Here is a 22,800-nt window from a genome sequence, read left to right as displayed (position 1 = left end):
ACACGATGACCTTCGCCGTTCCGCGAGCGAGGAGTGCGCCATGGATGCCGACCTGACCCGCCGCCAGATCCTGCGCGGCACCGCGGCGGGCGTGGGCCTCGCGGCGACGTCCGCGCTGGCCGCGCCGTCCGCCGCGAGCGCGGCGCAGGTGGGCGAGTACGACGTCGTCGTGGTCGGGTCCGGGGCGGCGGGCATGACCGCCGCGTTGACGGCGGCCAAGCGCGGGCTGAGCGTCGTCGTGGTCGAGAAGGCACCGACGTTCGGCGGCTCCGCGGCCCGCTCCGGCGCGGGGATCTGGATCCCGAACAACCCGGTGCTGCTCGCCGCGGGAGTACCCGACACACCGGCGAAAGCCGCGCAGTACCTCGCCGCCGTCGTCGGGCCGGACGTGCCGGCCGCCCGCCAGGAAGCCTTCCTGCGCAACGGTCCCGCGATGATTTCCTTTGTCCTGGCGAACAGTCCGCTGCGGTTCCGGTTCATGGACGGCTACAGCGACTACTACCCGGAGCTCCCCGGCGGCCTGCCGAACGGCCGCTCGATCGAGCCGGACCAGTTCGACGGCAACCTCCTCGGCGCGGAGCTGGCGCACCTCAACCCGCCCTACCTGGCCACGCCCGCCGGGATGGTCGTGTTCAGCGCGGACTACAAGTGGCTCAACCTCGCCGCGGTCAACGCCAAGGGCGCGGCGGTCGCGGCCGCCTGCCTGGCCCGCGGCACGGCCGCCGCGGTCGCCGGGCAGAAGCCGCTCACCATGGGGCAGTCCCTCGCCGCCGGGCTGCGGGCCGGGCTGCTCGCGGCGAACGTCCCGGTGTGGCTGAACACCCCGCTCGTCGACCTGAACATCGAAAACGGTGCGGTCACCGGGGTTCTGGTGCCGCAGGGGCTGGTGCGGGCGCGCCGCGGCGTGATCGTCGGCTCGGGCGGGTTCGAGCACAACGCCGGGATGCGCGCGCAGTACCAGCGCCAGCCGATCGGGACCGATTGGACGGTCGGCGCGAAGGAGAACACCGGCGACGGCATCCGGGCCGGGCAGCGCGCCGGCGCCGCGCTCGACCTGATGGAGGACGCGTGGTGGGGCCCGGCCATCCCGGTGCCCGGCGACCCGTACTTCTGCCTGGCCGAGCGCACCCTGCCCGGCGGGCTGCTGGTCAACCAGGCCGGGCAGCGGTTCGTCAACGAAGCCGCACCCTACAGCGACGTCGTGCACACGATGTACGACAAGAACCCGACCGCGCCGGACATCCCCGCGTGGCTCGTCGTCGACCAGAACTACCGGAACAAGTACCTGTTCCGCGACATCCTGCCGCTGCTGCCGTTCCCGGATTCCTGGTACGCGGCCGGTGCGGTGTTCAAGGCCTCGACCATCCAGGACCTCGGCGCGAAGATCGGCGTGCCGTCCGCCGCACTGAAGTCCACTGTGGACCGCTTCAATAGTCTGGCTCGGTCCGGAGTGGACAGTGACTTCCACCGCGGCGCGAGCGCGTACGACCACTACTACACGGACCCGCTGGTGCTGCCCAACTCCTGCCTCGCGCCGCTGTGGGCGCCGCCGTTCTACGCGTTGCGGATCGTCCCCGGCGACCTCGGCACGAAGGGCGGCATGCGCACCGACGCCCGGGCGCGCGTGCTGCGCCCGGACGGCACGGTCATCCCCGGCCTGTACGCGGCCGGCAACGCGAGCGCCGCGGTGATGGGCCACAGCTACGCCGGCGCGGGCTCGACCATCGGCCCGGCGATGACGTTCGGCTACATCGCCGCGAACGACGTCTAGAACTCCTTTTCCACCAACGGAAGCACCTCGGTGCCGAGCAGCTCGATGGCCTTCATGACCTCGGTGTGCGGGACGCCGGACCAGTCCATCTGCATCGCGTAGCGGTCCGCGCCGGTCAGCTTGCCGACCTCGATCAGCCGCTCGGCGATCTCCTGCGGGCTGCCGACGAACAACGCCTGGGCGCCGGCGGTGTACTGGTCGTACTCGGCGCGGGTCGGGACCGCCCAGCCGCGGGCGCGGGCGCCGTACTTCATCGTCTCGAGCCAGTACGGGTAGAACGTCTCCTTGGCGTCCTGCGAATTCGGCGCGAGGAAGCCGATCGCGCCCATGGTCACGTGCAGGTCTTCGCGCTGGTGGTCCCCGGCCTCGCCGGCCTGGCGGTAGAGGTCGACGAGCGGGGCGAAGCGCTCGGGACGGCCGCCGATCACGGCGTACACCACGGGCAGGCCGAGCAGCCCGGCGCGGATCGACGACTCGGGGTTGCCGCCGGTGCCGACCGAGATGCGCAGCCTTCTGTTGTAGGGGCGCGGCAGGATCCGCGCGTTCTCCAGCGGCGGGCGGAACTTGCCCGACCAGGTCAGCGGGTCTTCGCGGTCGATGTGCAGCAGCAGCGCGAGCTTTTCTTCGAACAGCTCGTCGTAGTCGCCGAGGTCGTTGCCGAACAGCGGGAAGGATTCGGTGAACGACCCGCGCCCGGCGAGCAGCTCGGCGCGGCCGTGGCTGAGCTGGTCGAGGGTGGTGAACTGCTGGTAGAGGCGGACCGGGTCCTCGGTGCTCAGGACGGTGACCGCGGAGCTGAGCGTGATCTGGTTGGTGACGCTCGCCGCGGCGGCCAGGACGGTGCCCGGGTTCGAGATCGCGTACTGGTCGAGGTGGTGCTCGCCGAGGCCGTAGAAGCCGAGGCCCAGTTCGTCGGCGAGCTTGATCCGCTCGAGGGTGTTGGCCAGCGTCTGCGCGACGGACGGCTGCGCGCCGGTCCGCGGGTCGGGCGCGCGGTCGCCGAAGCTGTAGATGCCGAGTTTCATACAACGCTCAACTACTTTGCGGGCGGATTCGTTCCCTCGCCGTACCGGGCCTGGATGGCTTCGAGATTCCGTTCGGACAGCCGCAAGGCGGCGGCGCGCAGGCTCGTGCCGTCCAGGGTGGCCAGCTCGAAGACGGCGGTGACCAGCTCGCGCATCCGGGCGCGGACCTTCCCGAAGGCCTCCTCGGCGTCCGCGCCGACGTCGCCGAAGAGCGTCCACCACCACCAGGAGTTGGTCGCCGAGTTGGCCACGAAGTCCGGGACCACCGGGATGCCGCGGGCGGCGAGTAGCTCTTCGGCGTCCGCGGTGACCGGCATGTTCGCGGCCTCGACGATGAGCTTCGCGCCGATCTTGGCCTGGTTGTCGGCGTCGACGCAGTAGGAGATCGCGGCCGGCACCAGCACCTCGGCGGGCACGTCCAGCCACGCTTCGGGCGGCAGGAGTTCGTCGCCGGGCTTGAGGTGGTCGCGGTCGATCCCGCCGAAGCGGTCGCGGTGCCGCAGCAGGTGCTCGACGTCGAGCCCGGCGGGGTTGGCGACGACCCCGCGGACGTCCGAGACGCCGACGACGGGCAGCCCGGCCTCGGCGAGGAACCGCGCGGTGGCCCCGCCCATCGACCCGAACCCCTGGACGACGGCACGGCTCGGTCCGGTGTGGCCGAGCAGTTCGAGCCCGGTCAGCGTGGCCTGTGCGACGCCGAGGCCGCCGACCAGCTCGTCCAGCCCCAGCCCGCCGACCTCGATCCGGAAGGCGTCGGCGAGGCGGGCTGTCGCCGCTTCGCGGTCTTCGAGCAGTGGGTAGACGGCCTGGACGGGGCTGAGCAGCCCGATCTCGGCGAGGACGCCGTCGATGACGTCCTGGCGCAGCCCGAGGTCTTCGCCCATGGTCCAGTACTGCTCGATGAGCGGGCGCATGGCGTGCAGGTAGCGGGCGACGACGTCGCGGGCGCGCTCGTCGTACGGGTCGAAGTCGATGCCGCCCTTGGCGCCGCCGAGCGGGATGTAGCGGCCGGCGGGGTCGTAGTTGAGGCCTTCTTTGAGCGTCATGCCCCGGGCCAGGCCGCGGACTTCGAAGAGGCTGCAGCCGCGGCGCATCCGGAGCCCACCGCTGGCGACGCCCCGCACGAGCCGGTCGATCACCAGGTACCCGCGGCACCCGGTGACGGGATCGGTCCACGCCACTTCGAGCAGGGCGGTCACCCGAGCTCCTGCTTCACGGCCTGCTCGACCCACCGCGCACAGTCGGCGGCGGTGACGGACCCCGTCTTCGCGACGACCTGGACGGCCAGGCCGTCCAGTAGCGAAGTCAGCCGCCAGGCGGCCCCGCGCGGGTCTTCGCAGCGGAAGACCCCGGTTCGCACGCCCTCGGTGATCAGGGTGACGACGGCGTCCCGCCACCGCTGGTCCAGCCGTTGCAGGACACCCCGCAGTTCGGGATCTCGCATGGCGGCGGCCTGCGCTTCGATCCAGAGCTGCCAGTTGTGGCCGGGGTGCGTGGGGCCGTAGAGCGTGAGGACGGCGTTGAGCCGGGCTTCGGTGGGGCCGCCTTCCGCGAGTTGGGCGCGGAGGGTGGCGAGGGCGGTTTCGGCGGCTTGGCGGAAGGCTTCGATGATGAGGGCTTCGAGGGTGCCGAAGTGGTAGAAGATCAGCGCGGTGCTGACGTCCAGGGCTTTGGCGACGTCGGCGGCCCGGACTCCGGCGATGCCCCGTTCACGGATTTGTCCGAGCGCGGCCCCCACGATCTCCTCCCGCCGGACGGCGACCGCCTTGCGCATCATGCGGGACACGGTACCGAGGGGGCGGGGGAGAGGGGAGGCGACGAAGGACGGGTTTGCGTTCCGGTGGCCGGGTGGGGGCTTTGGTGGGGGCGGAGTTCTGGGGTGATGGTTGCGGTCGGTGGGCCTGGTTGTGGATGCGGCTGCCTCGCGGGCCCGAGGCCGCCGGGGCGACTGGCCCGCCGGAGCGGCTGCACCGGTGGGGGCGGACTGCTGGGGCCGCGGTACTGGCGGGTTCCGCGGCTGGCGGGCGGTGGCTGCGGGCTCGGGCTGTCCGGGCGACCGGGGCGGGAATGCCAGCCGACCCGCGAGCGCGGCGGGCTCGGGGTTTCGGCGTGATGGCCTCGGCGGTGGTGGCCGGGTGGGGCAGGCGCTTGGTGTGGCGGAGGCGAGCGGTTGGCGTGGCGGGTGTCGCGGGGGCGAGCGGTTGGCGTGGCGGGCGTGGCCGTGTGGGGGCAGGCGCTTGGTGTGGCGGGTGTAGTGGGGCGAGCGGTTGGCGTGGCGACGTTGGTGGGTGTGGCCAGGGGGCGGAAGACCTGTGCGTGTGCCTGCCGGAAACCACCGCGGTGGTTCCCGGCAGGCTGTCCGGCCCGGAGTTCAAGCTGTCCACTGCGGATCGCGGCCCAGGTAGCGCAGCAGGGCTGAGGCCGCGTCGTCGTCGGCGGGGCCGTCCAGGGCCGGGGCGTAGGCGAAGCCGCGGAGGGGTTCGGCCAGCTGCTTCGCCACCGGGAGCAGGGCTTCCGCCAGTTCCTCGGTCAACGGAGACGGGCGGCCCGAAGCCATCGCGATGTCCCAGGCGTGGATCGCCGCGTCCAGGGCTGCCGCGCCCACGGCCAACGGGGCCGGGAGGGCGCCCTGGGGGAGGGGCGTGGGGACCGCTGTCGCTTCCGGGGTGATCGTGGCGAAGGCGGCTGCCGCGGTGGCGAGGGTGGGCTCGAGGAAGTCCGCGGGCTTGGTGGCGAGGGTGCCCGACGGGGAGAACGGGTCGAAGTCCGGGCCGCCCGAGCCGGTGATGAAGGCCGCGTAGCCCAGCTGGTCGCCTGCCGCGTGCTGGAGGACCTGGGTGACGTTCCACGCCGCGCACGGGGTCGGGGCCGACCAGTCCGGCACGTCCTCGATCGCCGTGCGGAGGGCTTCGTGGGACTGGGTCAGGAGCGGCCACGGCGTTGCCGGGCGCAGGCTCGCGAAGAACTGGCGGATGTCCGCCACCAGGACCTCCGGGGCTTCGTGCGCCGCGTAGTGGCCGGCCGCGTCGCGGGGGCCGCCCTCCTTCGCTGCCGTGTCGTACGCGTTCCAGCTCACGATGTTCGCGTGGTCGCGCTCGGCGAAGCGGCGGATCGACTGGAAGTCGCCCGCGAACATCGCCAGGGCCGTCGGGACCGTGGTGGGGCCCTCCGGGCGGGCCGGATTGTGCGCGTCCTCGTAGTAGAACCGGATCGACGAGCCCGCCGTGCCGGTCAGCCAGTACAGCGCCACGTTCGCCAGGACGAAGTCCGCGTCCAGGTGCTCGCCGAACAGCTGGGCGTTCCACGCCAGCAGGCCGAGCGGGGAGTCCGCCAGCGCGAACGCCAGCGTGTGCGGCTGCTGGCTGTGCAGCGTGTTGAACGAGAACATGTTGTCGTAGAACCACTGGAGGTGCGCGAGCGCGGCCTGGTCGGCCTCGCTCAGGTCCGCCATCTCCGCCGGGTCGCCGGACGGGAACGAGAACAGCTGCGTGACGTGCACGCCGACGACCTTGTCCGGCGCCAGCCTGCCGATCTCCGGCGAGATCATCGACCCCGCGTCGTTGCCCGCCGCGCCGTAGGACTCGTACCCGAGGCGGCTCATCAGCTCGGCCCACGCCGCCGCCGTGCGGTGGGTGCCCCAGCCCGCCGACTTCGCCGGGCCCGAGAAGCCGAAGCCGGGCAGGGACGGGATCACCAGGTGGAACGCCGGCTCGTCGGCCGACTCCGGCTCGGTCAGCGGGCCGATCACGTCCAGGTACTCCGCGATCGACCCCGGCCAGCCGTGCGTCAGCACCAGCGGTGTCGCGTCCGGCCGCGACGACCGGACGTGCAGGAAGTGGATGGTCTCGCCGTCGATCTCCGTCACGAACTGCGGGTGCGCGTTGAGCCGCGCCTCGAAGGCCCGCCAGTCGAAGCCGCCCAGCCAGTGTTCGGCCAGCGCGCGGACCCGCTCGTTCGTGACGCCGTACTCGGCGGGCAGGTCGTCCGGCCACAGCGCACCGCGCAGGCGGTTCTGCAGGTCGTCGAGCTTGGCCTGGGGGATCTCGGCGCGGAAGGGGCGGATGGCGGGGACGGTCATGGCTGGCTCCTCGGAAGACTGGAACGGAATGCTTCGTTCCGAACTGTACCAGAGCGGAATGATCCGTTCCAGTGCTAATCTGGAGCCATGCCCGAGACCGCCCTGCCCGGCCGCCGCGGCCAGGCCGCCCGCAACGACGTCGTCATCCTCGATGCCGCCCGCCAGGTCTTCCTCGTCGACCCGAAGGCGCCGATCTCGCACGTGGCCGAGCGCGCCGGCGTCGGCATCAGCGCGCTCTACCGGCGCTACCCGAGCAAGGAGGTGCTGCTCTGCCGGCTCTGCCACGACGGCCTCCGCACCTACATCCGCGAAGCCGAAGCCGCCGCCGAAGAGCCCGACGGCTGGGCGGCGCTCACCGGCTTCCTCGGCCGGGTCGTGGACGCCGACGTGCACTCGCTGACCGTGCACCTCGCCGGCACCTTCACCCCCACGCCCGACATGGGCGAGGACGCCCGCCGCGCGAACGAGCTGACCCGGGACCTGGTCGAGCGGGCGCGCGTGACCGGGCGGCTGCGCCGGGACGCCGTCGCCGAAGACCTCGGCATGGTCCTCGAATGCTGCGCGGCCATCCGCGTCGAAGACCAGGAGCGCACCACCCAGCTGCGGCGGCGCTACCTCGCGCTGCTCGTCGAGGGGCTGGCCGCTGGCGGCGCGCCCGATCTGCCGGGCCCGCCGCCGCGCCCGGGTGAGATGAACGGCCGCTGGCGCCCGTCCTGACGGCGGCTCCGCGGGGCCGCCGGATGGCGGTAACGAATTCCGGGATCGGGGCGACTGAACAGCGTCGGACGTCCCCGAAAAGAGCACGCACCACCTGTCATAGCGGCATTCCCGGACCCGAACAGCGAGATCACGACTATGCAACGAAGCTGGCGACGGACCACGATCCTGTCCGCGGTGGCCGCACTGGCCACGGCGTTTTTCGCAATCGCACCCGCCGCGCAGGCGGCCGATCCCTCGAGCGCCGTCACGGTCAGCACCACGAGCGTGGTGCCGGGGCAGACGTTCACCGTCACGCAGACCATTCACAACGACCGCGATTTCACGGTGACCTTCGCGAAGGGTGCCATTTACGGGAACCCCACCGCGATCACCGACGTCGTCGACGTCGTGTCGTGCACCAACACGACGGCGGTCGGCTGCTTCCAGGCCGGCAGCAGCTACCGCGCCGCGTTCGGCGACCTCGAAGCCGGCGGCACGAGGACCACGGTGTGGACCTTGCGGGTCAAGGACACCGCCGCGCCCGGGCAGTTCACACTGCAGCACCAGTTCGTCGGCGACAACTACGCCTTCGACATCCTGGACGGCCCGGTCATGACCGTCGGCCAGCAGGTGACCCAGGCCGACGTCAAGGTCGCGCTCGCCGCGACCGGGCACGGCGGGCTGAACGCGCGCATCGACTACACGGTGACCGTGACGAACGACGGCCCGTCCGCCGCGACCGGGATCCGTGTCGTGGCCACGTACGCGTCGGGCCTGTCCTACGCCAGCGGCACCGGCTGCGCCCACGTCGGCACCACGAGGAGCGTGAACTGCGACGTCGCGTCGCTGGCCAGCGGAGCCTCGGCGACGGCGAAGTTCTCGGTCAACGGCGGCCTGCTCGCGCTCGGTTCGTACACCACGACCGCGGTGCGGACGGCGAGTTCGCCGACGGATCCCAACGCCGCCAACGACAGCGCGTCGAAGACGTGCTCGGCGCTCACCGGGCTCATCGTGACCTGCTGAGGGTTCGCGAGAGGTGAACCGGGCTCGTGTCCTCCGCCAGGGACGCGGGCCCGGTTCGCGTTTTCAGCTCGTGGCCGTGGCGTAGAGCTTCGCGATGTCGTCGTCGAAATAGGCGCTGTAGGAGACGTCCGGGGTGTCGCCGCCGAGCTGGTAACCGCCGATGACGCCGATGACCTCGCCGCCGGTCACCCACGGGCCGCCGCTGGTCCCGTCGGGGAAACCGGGGCAGGCGACCTGCATCTGGTAGGTGTCCGAGCGCGTGGTCGTGCCGTCGCAAACGACGGGGGAATCAGTGGTGTCGGGGTACCCCGTGAGGGTGATCCGGTGGTCGAATCCGCGATTCACGCCGAGGGTGTTCGCGCCGGTGAGGCTTTCCAGTGAAGCCGGATTCCCGGGCTGCTGAACGGTCAGGAACGCGAAATCGAGATCCGGGTCGGCCGACGAAGTCCAGCCTTCGGCAACCGTCGTCCCGGTCACCGGCCACATTCCCAGTGGCGCGACGCCGTCGTGATAACCGGGCGCGAACGCCATTCCGTCCCGGACGCAGTGCGCGGCCGTCAGCACCAGATCGCCGGTTCCCGAGTGGACGACGCTCGCGGAGCAGAAATGGCCGCCGTTCGCGAACAACGCGCCGACCGGGGAAACGGTTTTCGCCGGAGTGGTGGTTTCCGCCGAAGCGGCCGGGAGCGGGGAACCGGCGGCGTAGGCGTCGTCGACGGTCGTGTCCGCGCCGACGGCCAAGCCGGTGCCCAGCACCAGCACCGCCGCCACGGCCAGCGCGGCCGGCCGGAGAACCTTGATCGCCACCCTTTCAGATCACCACAGGTCGGCCGGATCGGCAGCGCACGGCGGCGGATGCACAGCGACCTCACAGCGGGTGCGCCCAGGGTTCCGGCAAAGTCGCGCGGCCAGGCCTGCTCCGCCGCCGGTGACCGGCTCGTCGAACGTCCTGAATGACTCATTCAGGTCTTCGGGCGTCCTGAATGACTCATTCAAGACGTTTGGGGGGAACGGCCGCCGAGTACGCCATCCGGCGCGAGGGCGAGGGCATCGCCGCCCCGGCCCCGGCGGCTCGCCGAAATCGCGATCCCGGTCCGGCTGTTCGCCGGCACGGAGAGCCCGGACTACCTCCGGCCGGCCGTGCGGGCGGTCGCGGACCGGATTCCCGGCGCCGACGTCGTGCCGCTGCACGGCCAGGCGCACCAGGCCATGGACTTCGACCCGGACCAGTTCACCGAAGCGGTGTTCGCCTTCAGCCCGCGGTGAGCCCCCGGCGGCGGGCCCACGCCGCCACCTCGGTCCGGTTGGCCAGGCCCAGCTTGGCCAGGACGCTGCGGACGTGGCTTTCCACCGTGCGCTCGGAAAGCACCAGGCGGTGGGCGATCTGCCGGTTGCTCAGCGCGCCGGCGACGAGCGCCGCGATCTCCCGTTCGCGGCCGGTCAGCGGGTCGGCCGCGGTCCGCGCCCGGTCGAGCACCGCGGTCGCCTCGCTCAGCCAGCCCGGCATCCCGAGCCGCCGGGCTTCGTCCGCCGCTTGCCGCGCCAGGGTTTCCGCGCGCGAAAGATCGCCGAGGGCGAGGAGCTCGGCCGCCAGGCGGACGCGGTTGTGCACGACGTAGGGCCGGGCGCCGAGGCGCGCGTCCCACGCGACCGCTTCTTCGAGCAGCGGCACGGCTTCGTCGTGCCGCCCCAGCAACGCGGCCAGGCGGGCGGACCAGCTGCTGGAGCAGTCGCTGCAGAAGGTGCCCGCGCCGCCGGAAGCGACCGGCGGCGCGTCGGCGAGCTGCTTGGCGAGCCACTCCGCGGTCTCGACGTCTTCGAACGCTTCGAGCAGCGGCAGCAGGTTCGGGCCGATACCCGGGGACTGGCCGAGGAAGTCGGGGTCGCGCAGGCGCGGGCGCAGGGCGTCGTACCCGGCCCGTGCCTCGTCGCGGCGGCCGTCGAGCAGGGCGCAGAGCGGCCGGGAGATGATCGTGATCGGCAACGGCGGCGCGATCGCCAGCAGCTCCTCGTACCCGGCGGGCAGCTCGGCCGGGTCGCCGACCAGGTCGGCGAACTGCTGCGCGAACGCGAACGACATCCCGGCCGCGGACCGGTCTTCGGCCAGTTCCGCCGCCGCGAGCTCGCTCGCGAGCCGGTTCTGCGCGCGGGCTTCGGCGAACGCCCCGCGGTAGGCCGCCACCGACGCCCGCAGCCGCAGCTCGTGCCACCGGATCAGCGGCAGCCGGGTGGTCGCGGCCAGCGCGGAGATCGCGGCGAGCTCGGCGTCGACGACGGGCACCGTGCCGACCTCGAACGCCGCGTCGAGCCGCCACTTGTGCCCCCACAGCGCCACGAGCGGCCGTCCCGTGCCGCCGAGTGCCACGGCGAGCGAGCCGAGCCGCAGCCGTTCGGCCAGCGGCAGCTCCGTCGGGCGGATCTTCAGCCGGGCGCGGACGGCGTCGAGCCGCGCCTCTTGGTCGCCGGAGAGTTCCGCGAGGGCCATCGCCTCGTCGGCGGTCTTGACGGCTTCGGTCGCCCGCCCGTAGTCGGCCGCCACGGCCGCGGCCTGCGCGAGGAGTTTCGCCCGCACCGCCGGGTCCGCTTCGGGGCCGAGCGCCGCCAGCGCGGACGCCGTGAGCTCGGCCATCCCGGGCAGCAGGTCGGGCGCCGACGTGTCGCGGACGACGAGCGCCGCGGCGGCGGCCAGCGCCGGATCGGACGTCAGCCCGGCGGCTTCGCGCGCATGGCCGAAGCTGCGGGCGAAGCGGCCCGCCCGGTATTCCGCGGTCGCGAGGTCGACGAGTAAAGCGGCGAGCCCGTCGCGCAGGCCCGCGCGGCGACGGCAGTCGAGGGCCAAGGACAGGAAGCGCGCGGCCTCGGTGAAGGCGAGCGTGCGGGTGGCGTCCCGGGCCGCCGCTTCGGCCCACCCGGCCGCCCGGGCCAGTGCGTCCGGCGTCGCCGCCGAACGCAGCCAGTGCCCGGCCACGACCCCCGGTTCGGCGCGGTGCTCCAGCGCGGCCGCGGCCCGGGCGTGCAGGTCCTCGCGGACGCCCTGGTCGAGGTCGGCGTAGATGCCGTCGCGCACGACGGCGTGGGCGAACCGCCGGGACCCGGCCTCGGCGGGCAGCAGCACGCCGGCGCGCACCGCGCGGTCGAGCGCCGGGACGACGTCGCCGGCCGGCCGTCCGGCGACCTCCGCGACGACGTGCGCGTCGACCTCCTCACCGAGCACGGAAGCGATCGCCAGCAGCTCGCGCGCGCCGTCGTCGAGCCCGGCGACGGTGGTGCGGACGAGGTGCCGCAGCTCCGCCTCGCCGCCGCCCGTCGCCGACGAGCGGGCGACCGCCTTGAGGTAGAGCGGGTTCCCGCCCGAACGCCGCAGCGCCTCCCCGGCGTCGACGGCGGACCGGCCGACCTCGGCGAGGTAGGCGCGGACGTCGGGTTCGGTCAGCGGCTCCAGGCGCAGGCTCTCCGTCCCCGGCCGCCCGAGCAGGTCGGGCAGGGCTTCGGAGAGCGAGCCGGTGTCGCGGTAGGTCGCGACGACGGCGAGGCGCGAGCGCCGGATCTCGCCCGCGAGGTGCCGCAGCAGCCGCAACGACGTTTCGTCGGCCCAGTGGACGTCTTCGAGGACGACGACGAGACCGGCCGGCGCGGCCGCGGCGACCAGCGCGTCGGCGGCCACCGCGACGAACCGGAAGCGGGCCGCGACCAGGTCGGTGCCGTCGTGGCCGTCCAGCTCGGCCAGCGCGCGCGAGACCTCCGCGCCCACCTCCGGCAGGGCCTGCAGCACCCGGCGCCACGGCCAGAGCGGCGGCGCGCCCGGGTCGTCGACGCACCGGCCCCACACGGCTTCGCGGTCCGTGACCGCCTCGACCAGCCGGGACTTCCCGATCCCCGCCGGACCGCCGACGAGCACCAGCGCGCCGGTGCCCCCGGCCGCCGCGGCGAGCCACGCGCGCAGCTCGGCCGCGGCACCGGCTCGCCCGACGAACGGCTCGCTGCGCGTCACCCGAGCAGTATCCCCTCCGTGCCGGGTTTCAGTGCCCTTCTCCGTACTGGCACTGATGTCGCGGGCGCCGTCGCGGGCGAGAGTCGGCGGCACAGCGGAAGGAGCACCCCATGCACGCCACCATCCACCAGTTCCGGGGTCCACTCGGGACCTCGGACTTCGGCGCGGACGCCCTCGGCGCCTGCACGCTCAACCAGCTCGGCGGCCTGGCCGGCGCCGTCGTCACCTTCTGGCCCGACGCCGCCACCGCGGGCGAAGCCGCCGCCCGGCGGCCTGCCGGGACCACCTGGCTCGACTCCGGCGCCTACCGGGTCGCCGACGTGCACTCCGCGTCCGCCGCGGCCGCGTACGCCCAGCTCACCTGGTTCGACGGGCCCCGGGGCGCCGAGCAGTCGGCCGCCGAGCTGCGCGCGGGCCGCGAGCGGATCTGGCCCGCCGTCCGAGACCTCGAGGGCGTCGGGACGACCTACGCCCTGCTCGCCGAAGACCGGTCACTGGTCGTCGTCGCGCTCACCGCGTCGATGGCCACGATCGAGGCCGTGCAGGACGCGATCATGGCCACGGAGCTGCTGCCCGGCGAGGACCCGGCGCTGCTGCCCGGCCCGGACCGCGTCGACGTCCACCGCGTGTCGCACGCTGCCCTGCCGTCGCCGGCGGGTGCGCGATGAGCCCGCGCACCGCTCCCGCGCTCCGCGCCGGGACGTGGACCGTCCGCACGGCGACGGCGTCGTTCGAGGTCCGCAACTTCGGCTTCAACCGCGTCGGCGGCACGATCCCGGTCCGCGCCGGGAGCGTCGAGGTCACCGGCGGCGGCGTGACCGCCGTCCACGCCGAGCTCGACCTCGGCGCGCTCGGGACCGGGAACGCCCGCCGCGACGCCGACCTGCGGAAGCCGAACCTGCTCGACAGCGGCGCCCACCCGGACCTGACGTTCACGGCCACCGGCGTCCGGCGCCGCGGCGACGGCTGGGAGGTGACCGGCGACCTCCGGCTGCGCGGGACGTCGTGCCCGCTGACGCTGACCGTCGAGCCGGTCACCGCGACCGGGGTGCGCGCGACGGGGACGCTGGACCGCGCTCCGCTCGGCATGCGGGTGCCGCGCGCGGTGATCGGCCGGTACGTCCGGATCGACGTCGAAGCGGAGCTCGAGCCGCCTAGCTGAGGTCCTTGGGGAGCAGGGTGGTCGTCGCGTCGGGGGCGGCGACCACCTTGGGCCTGCGGTCGCGGAACAGCCAGCCGCCGACGATGCCGCCGGCGAACCCGAACAGGTGACCCTGCCAGCTGACGCGTTCGTCGGTCGGCAGCAGCGACGTGAACTGGTAGGCGAAGCAGAGTGCCATCACGATCCCGATCACGATGTCGATCGGGTGCCGGTCGAACAGGCCGCGCACGATGATGTAGCCGAAGTACCCGAAGACCAGGCCGCTGGCGCCGACCGTGATCGAGTCCGACGGCGAGATGAACCAGACGCCGAGGCCGCTTGCGACGATGATCAGCACGCTCACGCCCAGCCACTTCTTCACCCCGCGGTAGGCGGCGAGGAAGCCGAAGACGAACAGCGGGCCCGAATTGCCTTCGATGTGGCCCCAGCTCGAGTGCATGAACGGCGCGCTGAAGATCTCCGGCAGCGACGCCGGGTCGCGCGCCTCGATGCCGAACTCCTGGCTCAGGTCGTAGCCGCTGAGCGAGTTGACGATCTGCACCGCCCACAGCACCGCCAGCAGGCCCACCATCACCCAGAGGGCCTTCTTGGCTTCGGCGATCATCGCCTCGGCTTCGCTGCGGGCCGGCCCCTCGCTGGTCGCGTTCATGGTTCCCCCTGCTCGGTGTGCGCCGAGGATAACCGGCTCGCGGGCCCCGGAGCGGCGTTTCGGACCCAGCCGTGACCTGGCAGGGTGAAGGTCATGACGTCACACCGGCCGGAGGTGGTCTTCCGGGGCCGTCGCATGCCCGGCGACCGCGCCCTGGTCATGGCCATCGTGAACCGCACGCCCGATTCGTTCTACGACAAGGGCGCGACCTTCGCCGAGGACGCCGCCCGCGAAGCCGTGGACCGCGCGGTCGCGGCCGGCGCCGACATCGTGGACATCGGCGGCGTCAAGGCGGGCGAGGGGCCCGAGATCGACGTCGACGAAGAGAGCAGGCGGGTGGTGCCGTTCGTCGCCGAGGTGCGCGAGCGCCACCCCGGGCTGGTGATCAGCGTCGACACCTGGCGGCACGAGGTCGGCCGCCAGGTGTGCGAGGCCGGCGCCGACCTGCTCAACGACACCTGGGCCGGCGCCGACCCCAAGCTGGTCGAGGTCGCCGCCGAGTTCGGCGCGGGCTACGTCTGCTCCCACGTCGGGGGCATGCCGGTGCGGACCGACCCGTACCCCGCGCCGACCCCGGAACGGCCGTTCTGGCCGCGCTACGACGACGTCGTCGCGGACGTGGTCGCCGAGCTGACCACGGCGGCCGAGCGGACGGTCGCCGCCGGGGTCCCGCGCGGCGGCGTCCTCATCGACCCGACGTTCGACTTCGGCAAGAGCACCCGCCACGGCCTCGAGCTGCTCCGCCACTTCGACCGCCTGGTGGCGACCGGCTGGCCGGTGCTGGTCGCGCTGTCGAACAAGGACCTGATCGGCGAGACCCTCGACGTCGAAGCCCGCGACCGCCTGGCGGGCACCCTCGCGGCGACGGCGATCGCGGCACACGCGGGCGCCGCGGTCTTCCGCGCCCACAACGTCCGCGAGACGCGGGAAGCCGTGGCGGCGGTCGCCGGTCTGTCTACTGTGGACTGAGCCGCCCCGGTCCAGGGCGCCCCAAGGCGGCCTTGGTTGCGTCTTGCGCACCGAAGGCCGCCTTGGGTGCGTCAGACGCACCGAAGGCCACATTGGGGCGCTTGGGGGCAGGTGTCAGGGCCGGGGACTGAGTCGCCAGAGTGACGTGACCTCCGCGGCCCTGGCCCGGTGCAGCGGGTCCGCCGGATCGAGCGCGCGGGGGTGGCGGGCCGGGGTGCCGGTCCGGTCCACCACTCGCAAGCCCGCCGCCTCGATCCACTCGAGCAACTGCGCGCGCGTGCGCAGGCCCAGGTGCTCGGCGAGGTCGGACAGCACCAGCCACGCCTCGCCGTCCGGGGTCAGGTGGCGGCGGGCGCGGTCGAGGAAGCCGCGGAGCATGCGGTGGCCCGGGTCGTACACCGCGTGGTCGAGCGGGGTGCGCGGGCGGCCCGGGAGCCACGGCGGGTTCGTCACCACCAGCGGGGCGCGGCCGGGCGGGAACAGGTCCGTCCGCACGACTTCCGCGCGGTCGCCGAAGCCCAGCCGGGTCAGGTTCTCCCGGGCGCAGGCGACCGCCCGCGCCGAGGCGTTCGTGGCCACCACCCGCGCGACCCCGCGGTGGGCGAGGACGGCGGCCAGCACGCCGGTGCCGGTGCCGATGTCGAACGCCAGCTCCGCGCTCGGCAACGGCGCTCGCGCGACCAGCTCGACGTACTCCGGCCGCAGCGGCGCGAAAACGCCGTAGTGCGGGTGGATCCGCGCGCCGAGCGCGGGCACGGCGATGCCCGTCCGGCGCCATTCGGCGGCGCTCAGCACCCCGAGCAGTTCCCGCAGCGGCACGGCCGCGGGGACGTCCGAGGGGCCGTAGACGTCGGTGCACGCCGCCCGGACGTCCGGAGCGCGGCGCAGGGGCACGAGGTACCCCGGATCCAGCGGTATGTACAGCAGCGAAAGGAGCCGGGCGCGGTGGGCGCGGGCCGCCCGGTAGCGCGCGAAGTCATCCGGGGGCGGGGAAGGCAGGCGCCGGGCCAGCGCGTCCAGGAGCCGCCGGGCCGCCGGGTAGTCACCGCGCCAGAGCAGCGCGACGCCGGAAGAAACCATGCGCAGGGCGGCCGCGGCGGAAAGGCGGTCGTCCGCGGCGACCGCATGGCGCGAGGGAGGGGAAAACAGCCGGCGATCGGGTTCGCCGGGCACGACGAGGTAAGCCATGAAAAGGGTTTCCGTTCATTGCCGCGGGCACGTCGAAGCACCCGCGAGCGGGCGGGTGTGCGGGAGGTCCTGACGGGGAACTAGCTCAGGACGGCGGCATGAACGGGGTTCGTCACCCTTCGACCCTAGCCTTCGTGGCGTACAAAGGGTGCAGAGGTGATGCCGGATGACGGTGGTGCGGCGGGAAAAGCGTCGCCGGTGGGCGGTCGTCGCGGCCGTGGCCGCCGTCCTCGTCGCCCTGCCTTCGGTGCTCAGCGCGCTCGCCCCCGCCGGCGCGGCGGCCGACGCCGGCAAGCTGCGGGATCTCGTCCTGGACTCCGCCGGACGGCCGTACCAGGGCTACGCCGAAAGCGCGGGTTCGCTGGCCCTGCCCGAGCTGCCGAACCTCGGCGCCGTCACCGCGCTCTTCTCGATGCGGACGCCGATGCGCGTCTGGTACGCCGGGCCCGACCGCTACCGGGTCGACATCCTCGGCACCGCCGGCGAGCACGACCTCTACCGGCTGCCCGACGGCGAATACACGTGGGACTACGGCGACAACACGCTGACCGAGCTGATCGGCGAACCCGCCGTCCGGCTGCCGCGGGCCGCGGACCTGCTGCCGCCCGAACTCGCGCGGCGGATCCTGCGCGCGGCGCAGGGCGACCCGGTGAGCGCGCTGCCGGGCCGGAACGTCGCCGGCGTCGCCGCGTCCGGGTTCCGGCTCGTTCCCGCCGACCCGGACACGACCATCGGCCGGGTGGACGTGTGGGCCGACCCGGCGACCGGGGTGGCCGTGCGCGTCGAGGTGACCGCGCGCGGGCAGCAGGCCCCGATCCTCGTCACCGAGTTCCAGGAGCTGGCCCAGACCACGCCGGTCGTCGAGGCCCCGCGGCCGGTGCTCGGGTCCGGCTTCACCGTGGCGAGCGCCCCGGACGTCTCGGACACGCTCGGCGCCTTCAACCAGGTGCCGCTGCCCTCGGCGCTGGCCGGGCGGCCGGTGGTGTCTTCTGACTTCGGGGGCGTGCAGGGCGCCGCGCTCTACGGCAAGGGGCTGGCGTCCTTCGCGGTGATCGCCGTGCCGCGCGCGGTGGCCAACGCGGCGAGCGACGCCGCCGGGAAGGCGGGCGGGGTGCAGGTCAAGCTGACCGGCGGGACCGTGGTGCAGCTGGCGATCACGCCGTTGTCGCTGGCGATCGTCCGCTCGGCCGTCTCCCGCCGCTCCTACCTGCTGGCCGGGACGGTGACGGCCGACGTGCTGAAGTCCGTCGCGGACGAGCTGTCGCGGCTGCGGCGGGGCAGCCGATGATCGTCACGCGCGCGCTCACCAAGGCCTACGGCCGCACCGTCGCCGTGAACGCGGTCGACCTCGACGTCCGCGAGGGCGACCGCTACGGCTTCCTCGGCCCGAACGGCTCGGGCAAGACCACGCTGGTCCGGATGCTGCTCGGCCTGGTCTACGCGACCAGCGGGGAGATCGAGGTGCTCGGCAAGCCGGTGCCGAAGCGGGTCGCCGAAGTGCTGCCCGACGTCGGCGCGCTCGTCGAAGGCCCGGCCGCGTACCCGCACCTGTCCGGACGGCGGAACCTGGCGCTGCTCGACGCCGCCGGGCGCGGTGGCGGGCGGCGCACGCGGCGCCGTCGCATCGACGACGCGCTGGAGCAGGTCGGGCTGGGCGGGGTCGACCAGCGGCCGGTCAAGGCGTACTCGCTCGGCATGCGCCAGCGGCTCGGGCTGGCCGGCGCGCTGCTGCGCAAGCCCCGGCTGCTGATCCTGGACGAGCCGACGAACGGGCTCGACCCGCAGGGCATCAAGGAGATCCGGGAGCTGCTGACCGCGCTGAACGCGGGCGGCACCACGGTGTTCCTCTCCAGTCACCTGCTGGCCGAGGTGGAGCAGCTGTGCACCCGCGTCGGCGTCGTCGACCGCGGCCGGCTGGTGCTGGAAGAGGACCTGGCCGCGCTGCGGGCCGAGACCGGCCGGGTGCTCGTCGGGACGCCGGATCCCGCGGCCGCGGCCGCGGTCCTCGACGGGCAGCTCGAAGCCCGCGACGGCGACCGGCTGGTCATCCGGCACACCGACCCGGCGGCGCTGAACGCGCTGCTCGTCGAAGCGGGGGTGCGCGTGACGTCCATCCACGCCGAGCAGCGGACGCTGGAACAAGTGGTCCTCGACCTGACGGGTCCGGGCTCGGACCGGTTCGGAGCGGCCGGGTGATCGGCGTCGAACTGCGCAAGCTCGCGCTACGGCCCCGGGTCTGGGTCAGCGTGCTGCTGCTGTGCCTGCTGCCCGCGGTCGTCGGCGTCTTCCTGGCCACGGCCGACTTCGCGCCGCCGCCCGGGCAAGGTGGGGCGTTCCTGTCGGCGGTGGTGCACGACGGCGCGCTGTACCCGGCCGCGGCGCTCGCCCTGGTGCTGCCGCTGTTCCTGCCGATCGCGGTCGCGGTGGTCGCGGGCGACTCGATCGCGGGCGAGGCGTCCGGCGGCACCCTGCGGTACCTGCTGGTGCGCCCGGTCGGCCGGACCCGGCTGCTGAGCGCCAAGATGGTCGCCATCGCGGCGTACGTGACCGCGGCGATCGTCATCGTCGTGCTGACGTCGCTGGTGCTCGGGGTGTTCCTGTTCGGCACCGGCGGCACCCCCGGCGTCGCCGGGCCGGGCGGGCAGCCGACCGGCGTGACGTCGCTGTCCGGGCAGTCGCTCAGCTCGTCCGGGCTGGGCCTGCGGCTGCTCGGCGCGGTGACCTACATCGTCGTGTCGATGCTCGGGTTCGCCGCGATCACGATGTTCCTGTCCACGGTGAGCGACTCGGCGCTGGGCGCGGCGCTGTGCGGGCTGGCCGTGCTGATCACCAGCTCGGTGCTGGAGACCCTGGACGCGGCCGCGGCGGTGAAGCCGTACCTGCCGACGCACTACTGGCTGTCCTGGATCGACTTCTTCCGCGATCCGGTGCTGTGGCGCAACATCGACCACGGGCTGCTGCTGCAGGCCGGCTACATCGTCGTGTTCTTCGGGGCGGCGTGGGCGAACTTCGCGACGAAGGACGTCACGAGCTGAGGCAGTCCGTGGGCGCTTCGAGCGGTGTGGTGCCGAGCGCCTGCAGGACGATCTCGGTGACGGCGGGGTCGGTGGGCAGGTCGCCGTGGCCGGCCTGGTTGCCCGGGCACACCTGCTGGAGGGCGACGTTGACGGCGCCGTCGACGCGGGCGGACTCCGGCGGGGTCACGGTCTCGTCCTGCTCGGTCCAGAGGGAAAGCCACGGCAGCGTCGCCGGGATCGGCTCCTTCGCGAGCTCCTGCAGGAGGGCGCTGCCCGGGGCCAGCTGGACGCACGCGGCCGGGCAGCCGCCCGGGACCAGCGCGCCGCCCGCCGTGGCGAGGCCGGTGCCGTGCATCGGCGCGCCGAGCGTGACGACCCGGCGGGCCTGGTGGTCACCGCCTTCGCGGCTGACCCACAGCCGGGCCACGACCCCGCCCGCGGAGTAGCCGACGACGTCGACCGAAGGCGCTCCCCGCGCGTACGCGCGTTCGACGGCTTCGGCCAGGACACCGGCTTGCTCGACGAGGTCGCCGGTGCCGTCGCCGGCCAGGGTGAGCACCTCGGTGTCGCGGCCGGTGGCCTGGCGGATCCGCGCGGCGAGTTCGTCCAGCGCGCCCTGGCCGCCGCCGTAGCCGGGGACGAGGAGCACCGGGCCGGGCTTGGCCTGGTCCGGCGTCCCGGCCTCCGGCGCGGCCTTCGTGCCGGAGGCGGCGATGGCGGTCGCGCCGACGGCGGCCACCACGACGACGGCGACGCTGCTCAGCATCAGCCGTCGCCGCGGGCTGATGCCGCGCCACCAAGCCGTGATCCGCACAGTTCCATGATGCCTGGCTCAGCCGGCGCCGTAGCAGACGTAACTGGCGGCGGCGGGGGAGTCCGGTAGCTCCGACTGGGCGCGGGCGAGGGCCGCGGCCGGGGTGAGGCCGGCGGCGAGGTGGCGGTGATGGCGGACCATCAGCGCGCGGCCCGCGTCGTCGGGGATCGGGAGCACGGTCGCCACCAGGCTCGTCGTGCCCAGCGCCAGCAGTGCCGAGGCCAGGCCCAGCAGCTCGTCGCCCGCGTGGATCGCCGAGCGGCCCGAGTCGCAGCCGGACAGCCAAGGGTGCCTCCGCGTTCGAGGCCGCCCAGCGGTGCTGCACCCGGAGGGCGTCGAGGAGCCGGTCACGGTGCACGTCCAGGACGTGAACGGGGAGGCGCCCGTTCCGTACGTGGAGTGTGTGCGCGAGCCGGGCGTTTAGAGGCTCGCCCAGCCCGTGGTGACCGCCGTGCCGTCCGCGGCGGTCACCTTCACGCGGGTCGCTCCGCGCGGGAGCCCCGCCGCCGTGAACCAGCCCTCTGCCCCGATCGGGCGGACGTACCGCTCGCCGGCCACCTCGATCACCGCGTCGCCCGTGGCGCCGGTGATCAAGCCGCGCAGGGAAACGCGGCCGCCCGCGTACTCCACCTGCAGCTCCACCGACACCCGCGCCGCCTCGAACGACAGCAGCCGGACGTCTTCGCCTTCCGCGCGCACGGCACCGGCCTCCGCCAGGTCCGAATCGAAGGCCAGCTCCGCCAGCTCGGCGTCGAGGTCTTGGGTGGACAGCGCTGCCCGGGCCTGGCGCAGCACCAGGTCCGGGACCGGGTCCGCCTGGGCCGCGGCCGCTCGCAGGACGTCCATGAGTTCGTCGTCGCCGGTCACGTCCGGTCCTCCGTTCCGAGCCCGGCCGCGCCCGCCCGCTCGCGCAGGCGGCCCAGGCACCGCTGCCGCGTCGGGCCGATGCTGCCGACCGGCATGTCGAGGGCGGCCGACACCTCCGCGTACGACGGCGGGGGCGTGGCCATCAGCGCGCGCAGCAGCCGGCGGCACTGCTCCGGCAGCGCGGCCAGCGCGCGCCAGAGCGTGGCGTCGCGTTCGTTCAGCAGCAGTCCCGCGTCGACCGGCTCGCCCGGCGCCGGCTCGTTCTGCCAGACGTGGTCGTCGGCCGGGCGTTCCCGCTCGCCGCGGCGGAGCTGGCGGAGGCACTCGTGCCGGGTGGTGGTGCCCAGCCAGCCGGGCAGGCGCTCGGGATCGTTGATCCGGCCGAGGTTCTCGACCAGCTTCAGCCACACGGTCTGGACGACGTCGGCGGCGTCCGCGTCGGAAAGCCGGTGGGCGCGCGCGATCGACCAGAGCAGGCTCGCGTACCGCTCGACGAGCGCGTCCCAGGCCGCCTGATCGCCGCGCGCGGCCGCTGAGAGCAGGGTCGTGGTGTCCACTTCGCCTCCCCTTGACCCGCTCAGCCTAGCCAAGAGCGGCCCTTCGGACGGGTACGCCATCGGGGGACTCCTTCGCGTTTTTCTCCCTGTTCCCCCGATCCGGTGGGACCGCGGGAAATACCTGAACCCCGCCGGGACGGGCGCCGTGTGCGCGGTGGGAGTGGTGGAGACGGATCGGGGTGAGCCGATCGTGCGGGTGGTGGCGTTCGTGGTGCTCGTGTGGGGAATGACGGCGTGCGGGCAGCCGGTGGACGGCCGGGCGGTGCCGGTTCCGGCGGGGGCCGGGGTGCCCGGGTGCGCGTTGCTCGGGGACACGCCGGTGGTGCCGGACTCCGGTTCTCCTATCGGCTTGGGGTGGCGCGGTCGAGGTAGCCGATGAGGTCCACGACGGCGGCGGCGGTTTCGGCGTAGGCGATGGCTTCGCCCAGGTCGACCTGGGCGTTGCCGTGGGCCACTTCGTTGCGCATCTTTCGCATGCGCCGGATGCTGTCGACGGCGTCGGCCGGGAGGTAGGGGACCAGTTCGTCGATTTGACGCTGCACAGTGGTGAGTTTTGTGCCCCGATGGGCGCCGAACAACTTCTCGTGCAGATCACCGATCGCCGATTCGATCGTGAGCCACGACTGCATCACCAGCCCGGTGGGCTGCGAACCGACGATCAGGGACTTGACCTTTTCCGAGCGCGAGGGAGGTTGGTACTCCTCGTCGATGTCCTCCTCCGAGACCTCGGCGTCATCACTCGACGGGGGCTCACCGGCTCGCTGTGCGGCGTCGATCGCAGCCTCGGTGCTGCTCTCCGCCGCCTTGAGTTCGCTGCCGAAATCGAATTTCTGGCCGGCGACCTCGGCTCTGGTCAGGCGGGTCAGCAGGGTGCCGATGGACGACCGGAAGATGATCAGAAAAACGATGAGGGTGAGCGGCCACGCGAGCGAGCTGACGAAGTCGAGGCTGACCTTGAACCACTCCACAGTTTCTCCGAGCTTCCGGCGG

Annotated in this window: 23 protein-coding genes; 10 read left to right on the top strand and 13 right to left on the bottom strand. The window is 73.4% G+C overall.

Annotation, left to right across the window (positions count from 1 at the left end):
• Positions 1 to 40: 40 nt before the first annotated feature.
• Positions 41 to 1,771, top strand: a complete 1,731-nt coding sequence (gene kstD / locus H4696_RS26760; RefSeq protein ID WP_192782557.1) for a 3-oxosteroid 1-dehydrogenase — start codon at positions 41 to 43, stop codon at positions 1,769 to 1,771.
• Here the strand turns inward: kstD and H4696_RS26755 are convergent.
• From H4696_RS26755 to H4696_RS26740, 4 genes are all read right to left on the bottom strand, one after another.
• The gene (locus tag H4696_RS26755; RefSeq protein ID WP_086865529.1) at positions 1,768 to 2,796 is read right to left on the bottom strand and encodes an LLM class flavin-dependent oxidoreductase; all 1,029 of its coding nucleotides are present in this window, start codon (positions 2,794 to 2,796) and stop codon (positions 1,768 to 1,770) included. The two genes, kstD and H4696_RS26755, sit on opposite strands and share 4 nt — an antisense overlap.
• A gap of 11 nt (positions 2,797 to 2,807) precedes the next feature.
• Positions 2,808 to 3,995, bottom strand: a complete 1,188-nt coding sequence (locus tag H4696_RS26750; RefSeq protein ID WP_192782556.1) for a Glu/Leu/Phe/Val dehydrogenase dimerization domain-containing protein — start codon at positions 3,993 to 3,995, stop codon at positions 2,808 to 2,810.
• Positions 3,992 to 4,573 carry a TetR/AcrR family transcriptional regulator gene (locus H4696_RS26745; protein ID WP_192782555.1) on the bottom strand — a complete coding sequence of 194 codons (582 nt, stop codon included), beginning with the start codon at positions 4,571 to 4,573 and terminating at the stop codon, positions 3,992 to 3,994. Before H4696_RS26745 ends, H4696_RS26750 begins: the two co-directional genes overlap by 4 nt.
• Before the next feature lie 594 nt (positions 4,574 to 5,167).
• Positions 5,168 to 6,874: a TIGR03086 family metal-binding protein gene (locus tag H4696_RS26740; RefSeq protein ID WP_192782554.1), complete on the bottom strand. Its 1,707-nt coding sequence runs from the start codon at positions 6,872 to 6,874 to the stop codon at positions 5,168 to 5,170.
• Positions 6,875 to 6,961: 87 nt separating this feature from the next.
• Between H4696_RS26740 and H4696_RS26735 the strand changes: the two genes are divergently transcribed.
• Together H4696_RS26735 and H4696_RS26730 are read left to right on the top strand one after the other, a co-directional pair.
• Complete coding sequence (locus H4696_RS26735) at positions 6,962 to 7,591, top strand: TetR/AcrR family transcriptional regulator (protein ID WP_086856136.1); 630 nt, start codon at positions 6,962 to 6,964, stop codon at positions 7,589 to 7,591.
• A gap of 177 nt (positions 7,592 to 7,768) precedes the next feature.
• On the top strand, positions 7,769 to 8,596 hold the full coding sequence (locus tag H4696_RS26730; RefSeq protein ID WP_086856135.1) for a DUF11 domain-containing protein: 828 nt from the start codon (positions 7,769 to 7,771) through the stop codon (positions 8,594 to 8,596).
• A gap of 63 nt (positions 8,597 to 8,659) precedes the next feature.
• Here H4696_RS26730 and H4696_RS26725 read toward each other — a convergent pair whose 3' ends face one another.
• The gene (locus tag H4696_RS26725) at positions 8,660 to 9,403 is read right to left on the bottom strand and encodes a trypsin-like serine peptidase (protein ID WP_086856134.1); all 744 of its coding nucleotides are present in this window, start codon (positions 9,401 to 9,403) and stop codon (positions 8,660 to 8,662) included.
• Positions 9,404 to 9,736: 333 nt separating this feature from the next.
• On the opposite strand from H4696_RS26725, the gene H4696_RS50905 reads away from it, so the two are divergent.
• Positions 9,737 to 9,862, top strand: coding sequence for a hypothetical protein (locus H4696_RS50905; RefSeq protein ID WP_264086329.1), 126 nt, complete (start codon positions 9,737 to 9,739; stop codon positions 9,860 to 9,862).
• Here the strand turns inward: H4696_RS50905 and H4696_RS51310 are convergent.
• Positions 9,849 to 12,587: an ATP-binding protein gene (locus H4696_RS51310; RefSeq protein WP_086856133.1), complete on the bottom strand. Its 2,739-nt coding sequence runs from the start codon at positions 12,585 to 12,587 to the stop codon at positions 9,849 to 9,851. The two genes, H4696_RS50905 and H4696_RS51310, sit on opposite strands and share 14 nt — an antisense overlap.
• 110 nt (positions 12,588 to 12,697) lie before the next feature.
• On the opposite strand from H4696_RS51310, the gene H4696_RS26710 reads away from it, so the two are divergent.
• On the top strand, positions 12,698 to 13,255 hold the full coding sequence (locus H4696_RS26710) for a hypothetical protein (RefSeq protein ID WP_086856132.1): 558 nt from the start codon (positions 12,698 to 12,700) through the stop codon (positions 13,253 to 13,255).
• On the top strand, positions 13,252 to 13,749 hold the full coding sequence (locus tag H4696_RS26705; protein WP_086856131.1) for a YceI family protein: 498 nt from the start codon (positions 13,252 to 13,254) through the stop codon (positions 13,747 to 13,749). The genes H4696_RS26710 and H4696_RS26705 overlap by 4 nt, the downstream gene beginning before the upstream one ends.
• Here the strand turns inward: H4696_RS26705 and H4696_RS26700 are convergent.
• The gene (locus H4696_RS26700) at positions 13,742 to 14,398 is read right to left on the bottom strand and encodes a rhomboid family intramembrane serine protease (protein WP_086856130.1); all 657 of its coding nucleotides are present in this window, start codon (positions 14,396 to 14,398) and stop codon (positions 13,742 to 13,744) included. The two genes, H4696_RS26705 and H4696_RS26700, sit on opposite strands and share 8 nt — an antisense overlap.
• 93 nt (positions 14,399 to 14,491) lie before the next feature.
• Here H4696_RS26700 and folP point away from each other — a divergent pair, with 93 nt between their 5' ends.
• Positions 14,492 to 15,367 carry a dihydropteroate synthase gene (folP, locus tag H4696_RS26695; RefSeq protein ID WP_086856139.1) on the top strand — a complete coding sequence of 292 codons (876 nt, stop codon included), beginning with the start codon at positions 14,492 to 14,494 and terminating at the stop codon, positions 15,365 to 15,367.
• Positions 15,368 to 15,481: 114 nt separating this feature from the next.
• Here the strand turns inward: folP and H4696_RS26690 are convergent, their stop codons facing one another.
• On the bottom strand, positions 15,482 to 16,555 hold the full coding sequence (locus H4696_RS26690) for a methyltransferase (RefSeq protein WP_086856129.1): 1,074 nt from the start codon (positions 16,553 to 16,555) through the stop codon (positions 15,482 to 15,484).
• Positions 16,556 to 16,721: 166 nt separating this feature from the next.
• Here H4696_RS26690 and H4696_RS26685 point away from each other — a divergent pair, with 166 nt between their 5' ends.
• The 3 genes from H4696_RS26685 to H4696_RS26675 are packed head-to-tail and all read left to right on the top strand — an operon-like array spanning position 16,722 to position 19,590.
• Positions 16,722 to 17,843 carry a hypothetical protein gene (locus H4696_RS26685; protein WP_086856128.1) on the top strand — a complete coding sequence of 374 codons (1,122 nt, stop codon included), beginning with the start codon at positions 16,722 to 16,724 and terminating at the stop codon, positions 17,841 to 17,843.
• A complete protein-coding gene (locus H4696_RS26680) occupies positions 17,840 to 18,751 on the top strand; it encodes an ABC transporter ATP-binding protein (RefSeq protein WP_086856127.1) in 912 nt (303 codons plus the stop codon). Before H4696_RS26685 ends, H4696_RS26680 begins: the two co-directional genes overlap by 4 nt.
• Positions 18,748 to 19,590 carry an ABC transporter permease gene (locus H4696_RS26675; RefSeq protein WP_086856126.1) on the top strand — a complete coding sequence of 281 codons (843 nt, stop codon included), beginning with the start codon at positions 18,748 to 18,750 and terminating at the stop codon, positions 19,588 to 19,590. Before H4696_RS26680 ends, H4696_RS26675 begins: the two co-directional genes overlap by 4 nt.
• On the opposite strand, the gene H4696_RS26670 is transcribed toward H4696_RS26675, so the two are convergent.
• The 5 genes from H4696_RS26670 to H4696_RS26650 form a co-directional block, all read right to left on the bottom strand.
• A complete protein-coding gene (locus H4696_RS26670; RefSeq protein ID WP_249026823.1) occupies positions 19,580 to 20,386 on the bottom strand; it encodes a PGAP1-like alpha/beta domain-containing protein in 807 nt (268 codons plus the stop codon). The genes H4696_RS26675 and H4696_RS26670 overlap by 11 nt on opposite strands.
• Positions 20,387 to 20,404: 18 nt before the next feature.
• Positions 20,405 to 20,737: a CHAT domain-containing protein gene (locus H4696_RS26665; RefSeq protein WP_249026822.1), complete on the bottom strand. Its 333-nt coding sequence runs from the start codon at positions 20,735 to 20,737 to the stop codon at positions 20,405 to 20,407.
• A gap of 69 nt (positions 20,738 to 20,806) precedes the next feature.
• On the bottom strand, positions 20,807 to 21,253 hold the full coding sequence (locus H4696_RS26660; protein ID WP_086856125.1) for a hypothetical protein: 447 nt from the start codon (positions 21,251 to 21,253) through the stop codon (positions 20,807 to 20,809).
• Complete coding sequence (locus H4696_RS26655; protein WP_192782553.1) at positions 21,250 to 21,810, bottom strand: sigma-70 family RNA polymerase sigma factor; 561 nt, start codon at positions 21,808 to 21,810, stop codon at positions 21,250 to 21,252. Before H4696_RS26655 ends, H4696_RS26660 begins: the two co-directional genes overlap by 4 nt.
• 341 nt (positions 21,811 to 22,151) lie before the next feature.
• Positions 22,152 to 22,778 (bottom strand): hypothetical protein, encoded by a 627-nt coding sequence (locus H4696_RS26650; protein WP_086865385.1) that lies wholly within the window; start codon positions 22,776 to 22,778, stop codon positions 22,152 to 22,154.
• Positions 22,779 to 22,800 lie beyond the last annotated feature (22 nt).

The organism is Amycolatopsis lexingtonensis (genome assembly GCF_014873755.1).
GTDB classification, from domain to species: Bacteria; Actinomycetota; Actinomycetes; order Mycobacteriales; family Pseudonocardiaceae; genus Amycolatopsis; species Amycolatopsis lexingtonensis.
The sequence above is the reverse complement of the archived record's forward strand: the minus strand, read 5'-3'. Positions and strand labels throughout refer to the sequence as shown.

Coding starts and splice junctions, on each gene's coding strand:
- kstD (WP_192782557.1), top strand. CDS start 41: ATGGATGCCGACCTGACCCGCCGCCAGATCCTGCGCGGCACCGCGGCG.
- H4696_RS26755 (WP_086865529.1), bottom strand. CDS start 2,796: ATGAAACTCGGCATCTACAGCTTCGGCGACCGCGCGCCCGACCCGCGG.
- H4696_RS26745 (WP_192782555.1), bottom strand. CDS start 4,573: ATGATGCGCAAGGCGGTCGCCGTCCGGCGGGAGGAGATCGTGGGGGCC.
- H4696_RS26740 (WP_192782554.1), bottom strand. CDS start 6,874: ATGACCGTCCCCGCCATCCGCCCCTTCCGCGCCGAGATCCCCCAGGCC.
- H4696_RS26735 (WP_086856136.1), top strand. CDS start 6,962: ATGCCCGAGACCGCCCTGCCCGGCCGCCGCGGCCAGGCCGCCCGCAAC.
- H4696_RS26710 (WP_086856132.1), top strand. CDS start 12,698: ATGCACGCCACCATCCACCAGTTCCGGGGTCCACTCGGGACCTCGGAC.
- H4696_RS26705 (WP_086856131.1), top strand. CDS start 13,252: ATGAGCCCGCGCACCGCTCCCGCGCTCCGCGCCGGGACGTGGACCGTC.
- H4696_RS26700 (WP_086856130.1), bottom strand. CDS start 14,398: ATGAACGCGACCAGCGAGGGGCCGGCCCGCAGCGAAGCCGAGGCGATG.
- folP (WP_086856139.1), top strand. CDS start 14,492: ATGACGTCACACCGGCCGGAGGTGGTCTTCCGGGGCCGTCGCATGCCC.
- H4696_RS26690 (WP_086856129.1), bottom strand. CDS start 16,555: ATGGCTTACCTCGTCGTGCCCGGCGAACCCGATCGCCGGCTGTTTTCC.
- H4696_RS26685 (WP_086856128.1), top strand. CDS start 16,722: ATGACGGTGGTGCGGCGGGAAAAGCGTCGCCGGTGGGCGGTCGTCGCG.
- H4696_RS26680 (WP_086856127.1), top strand. CDS start 17,840: ATGATCGTCACGCGCGCGCTCACCAAGGCCTACGGCCGCACCGTCGCC.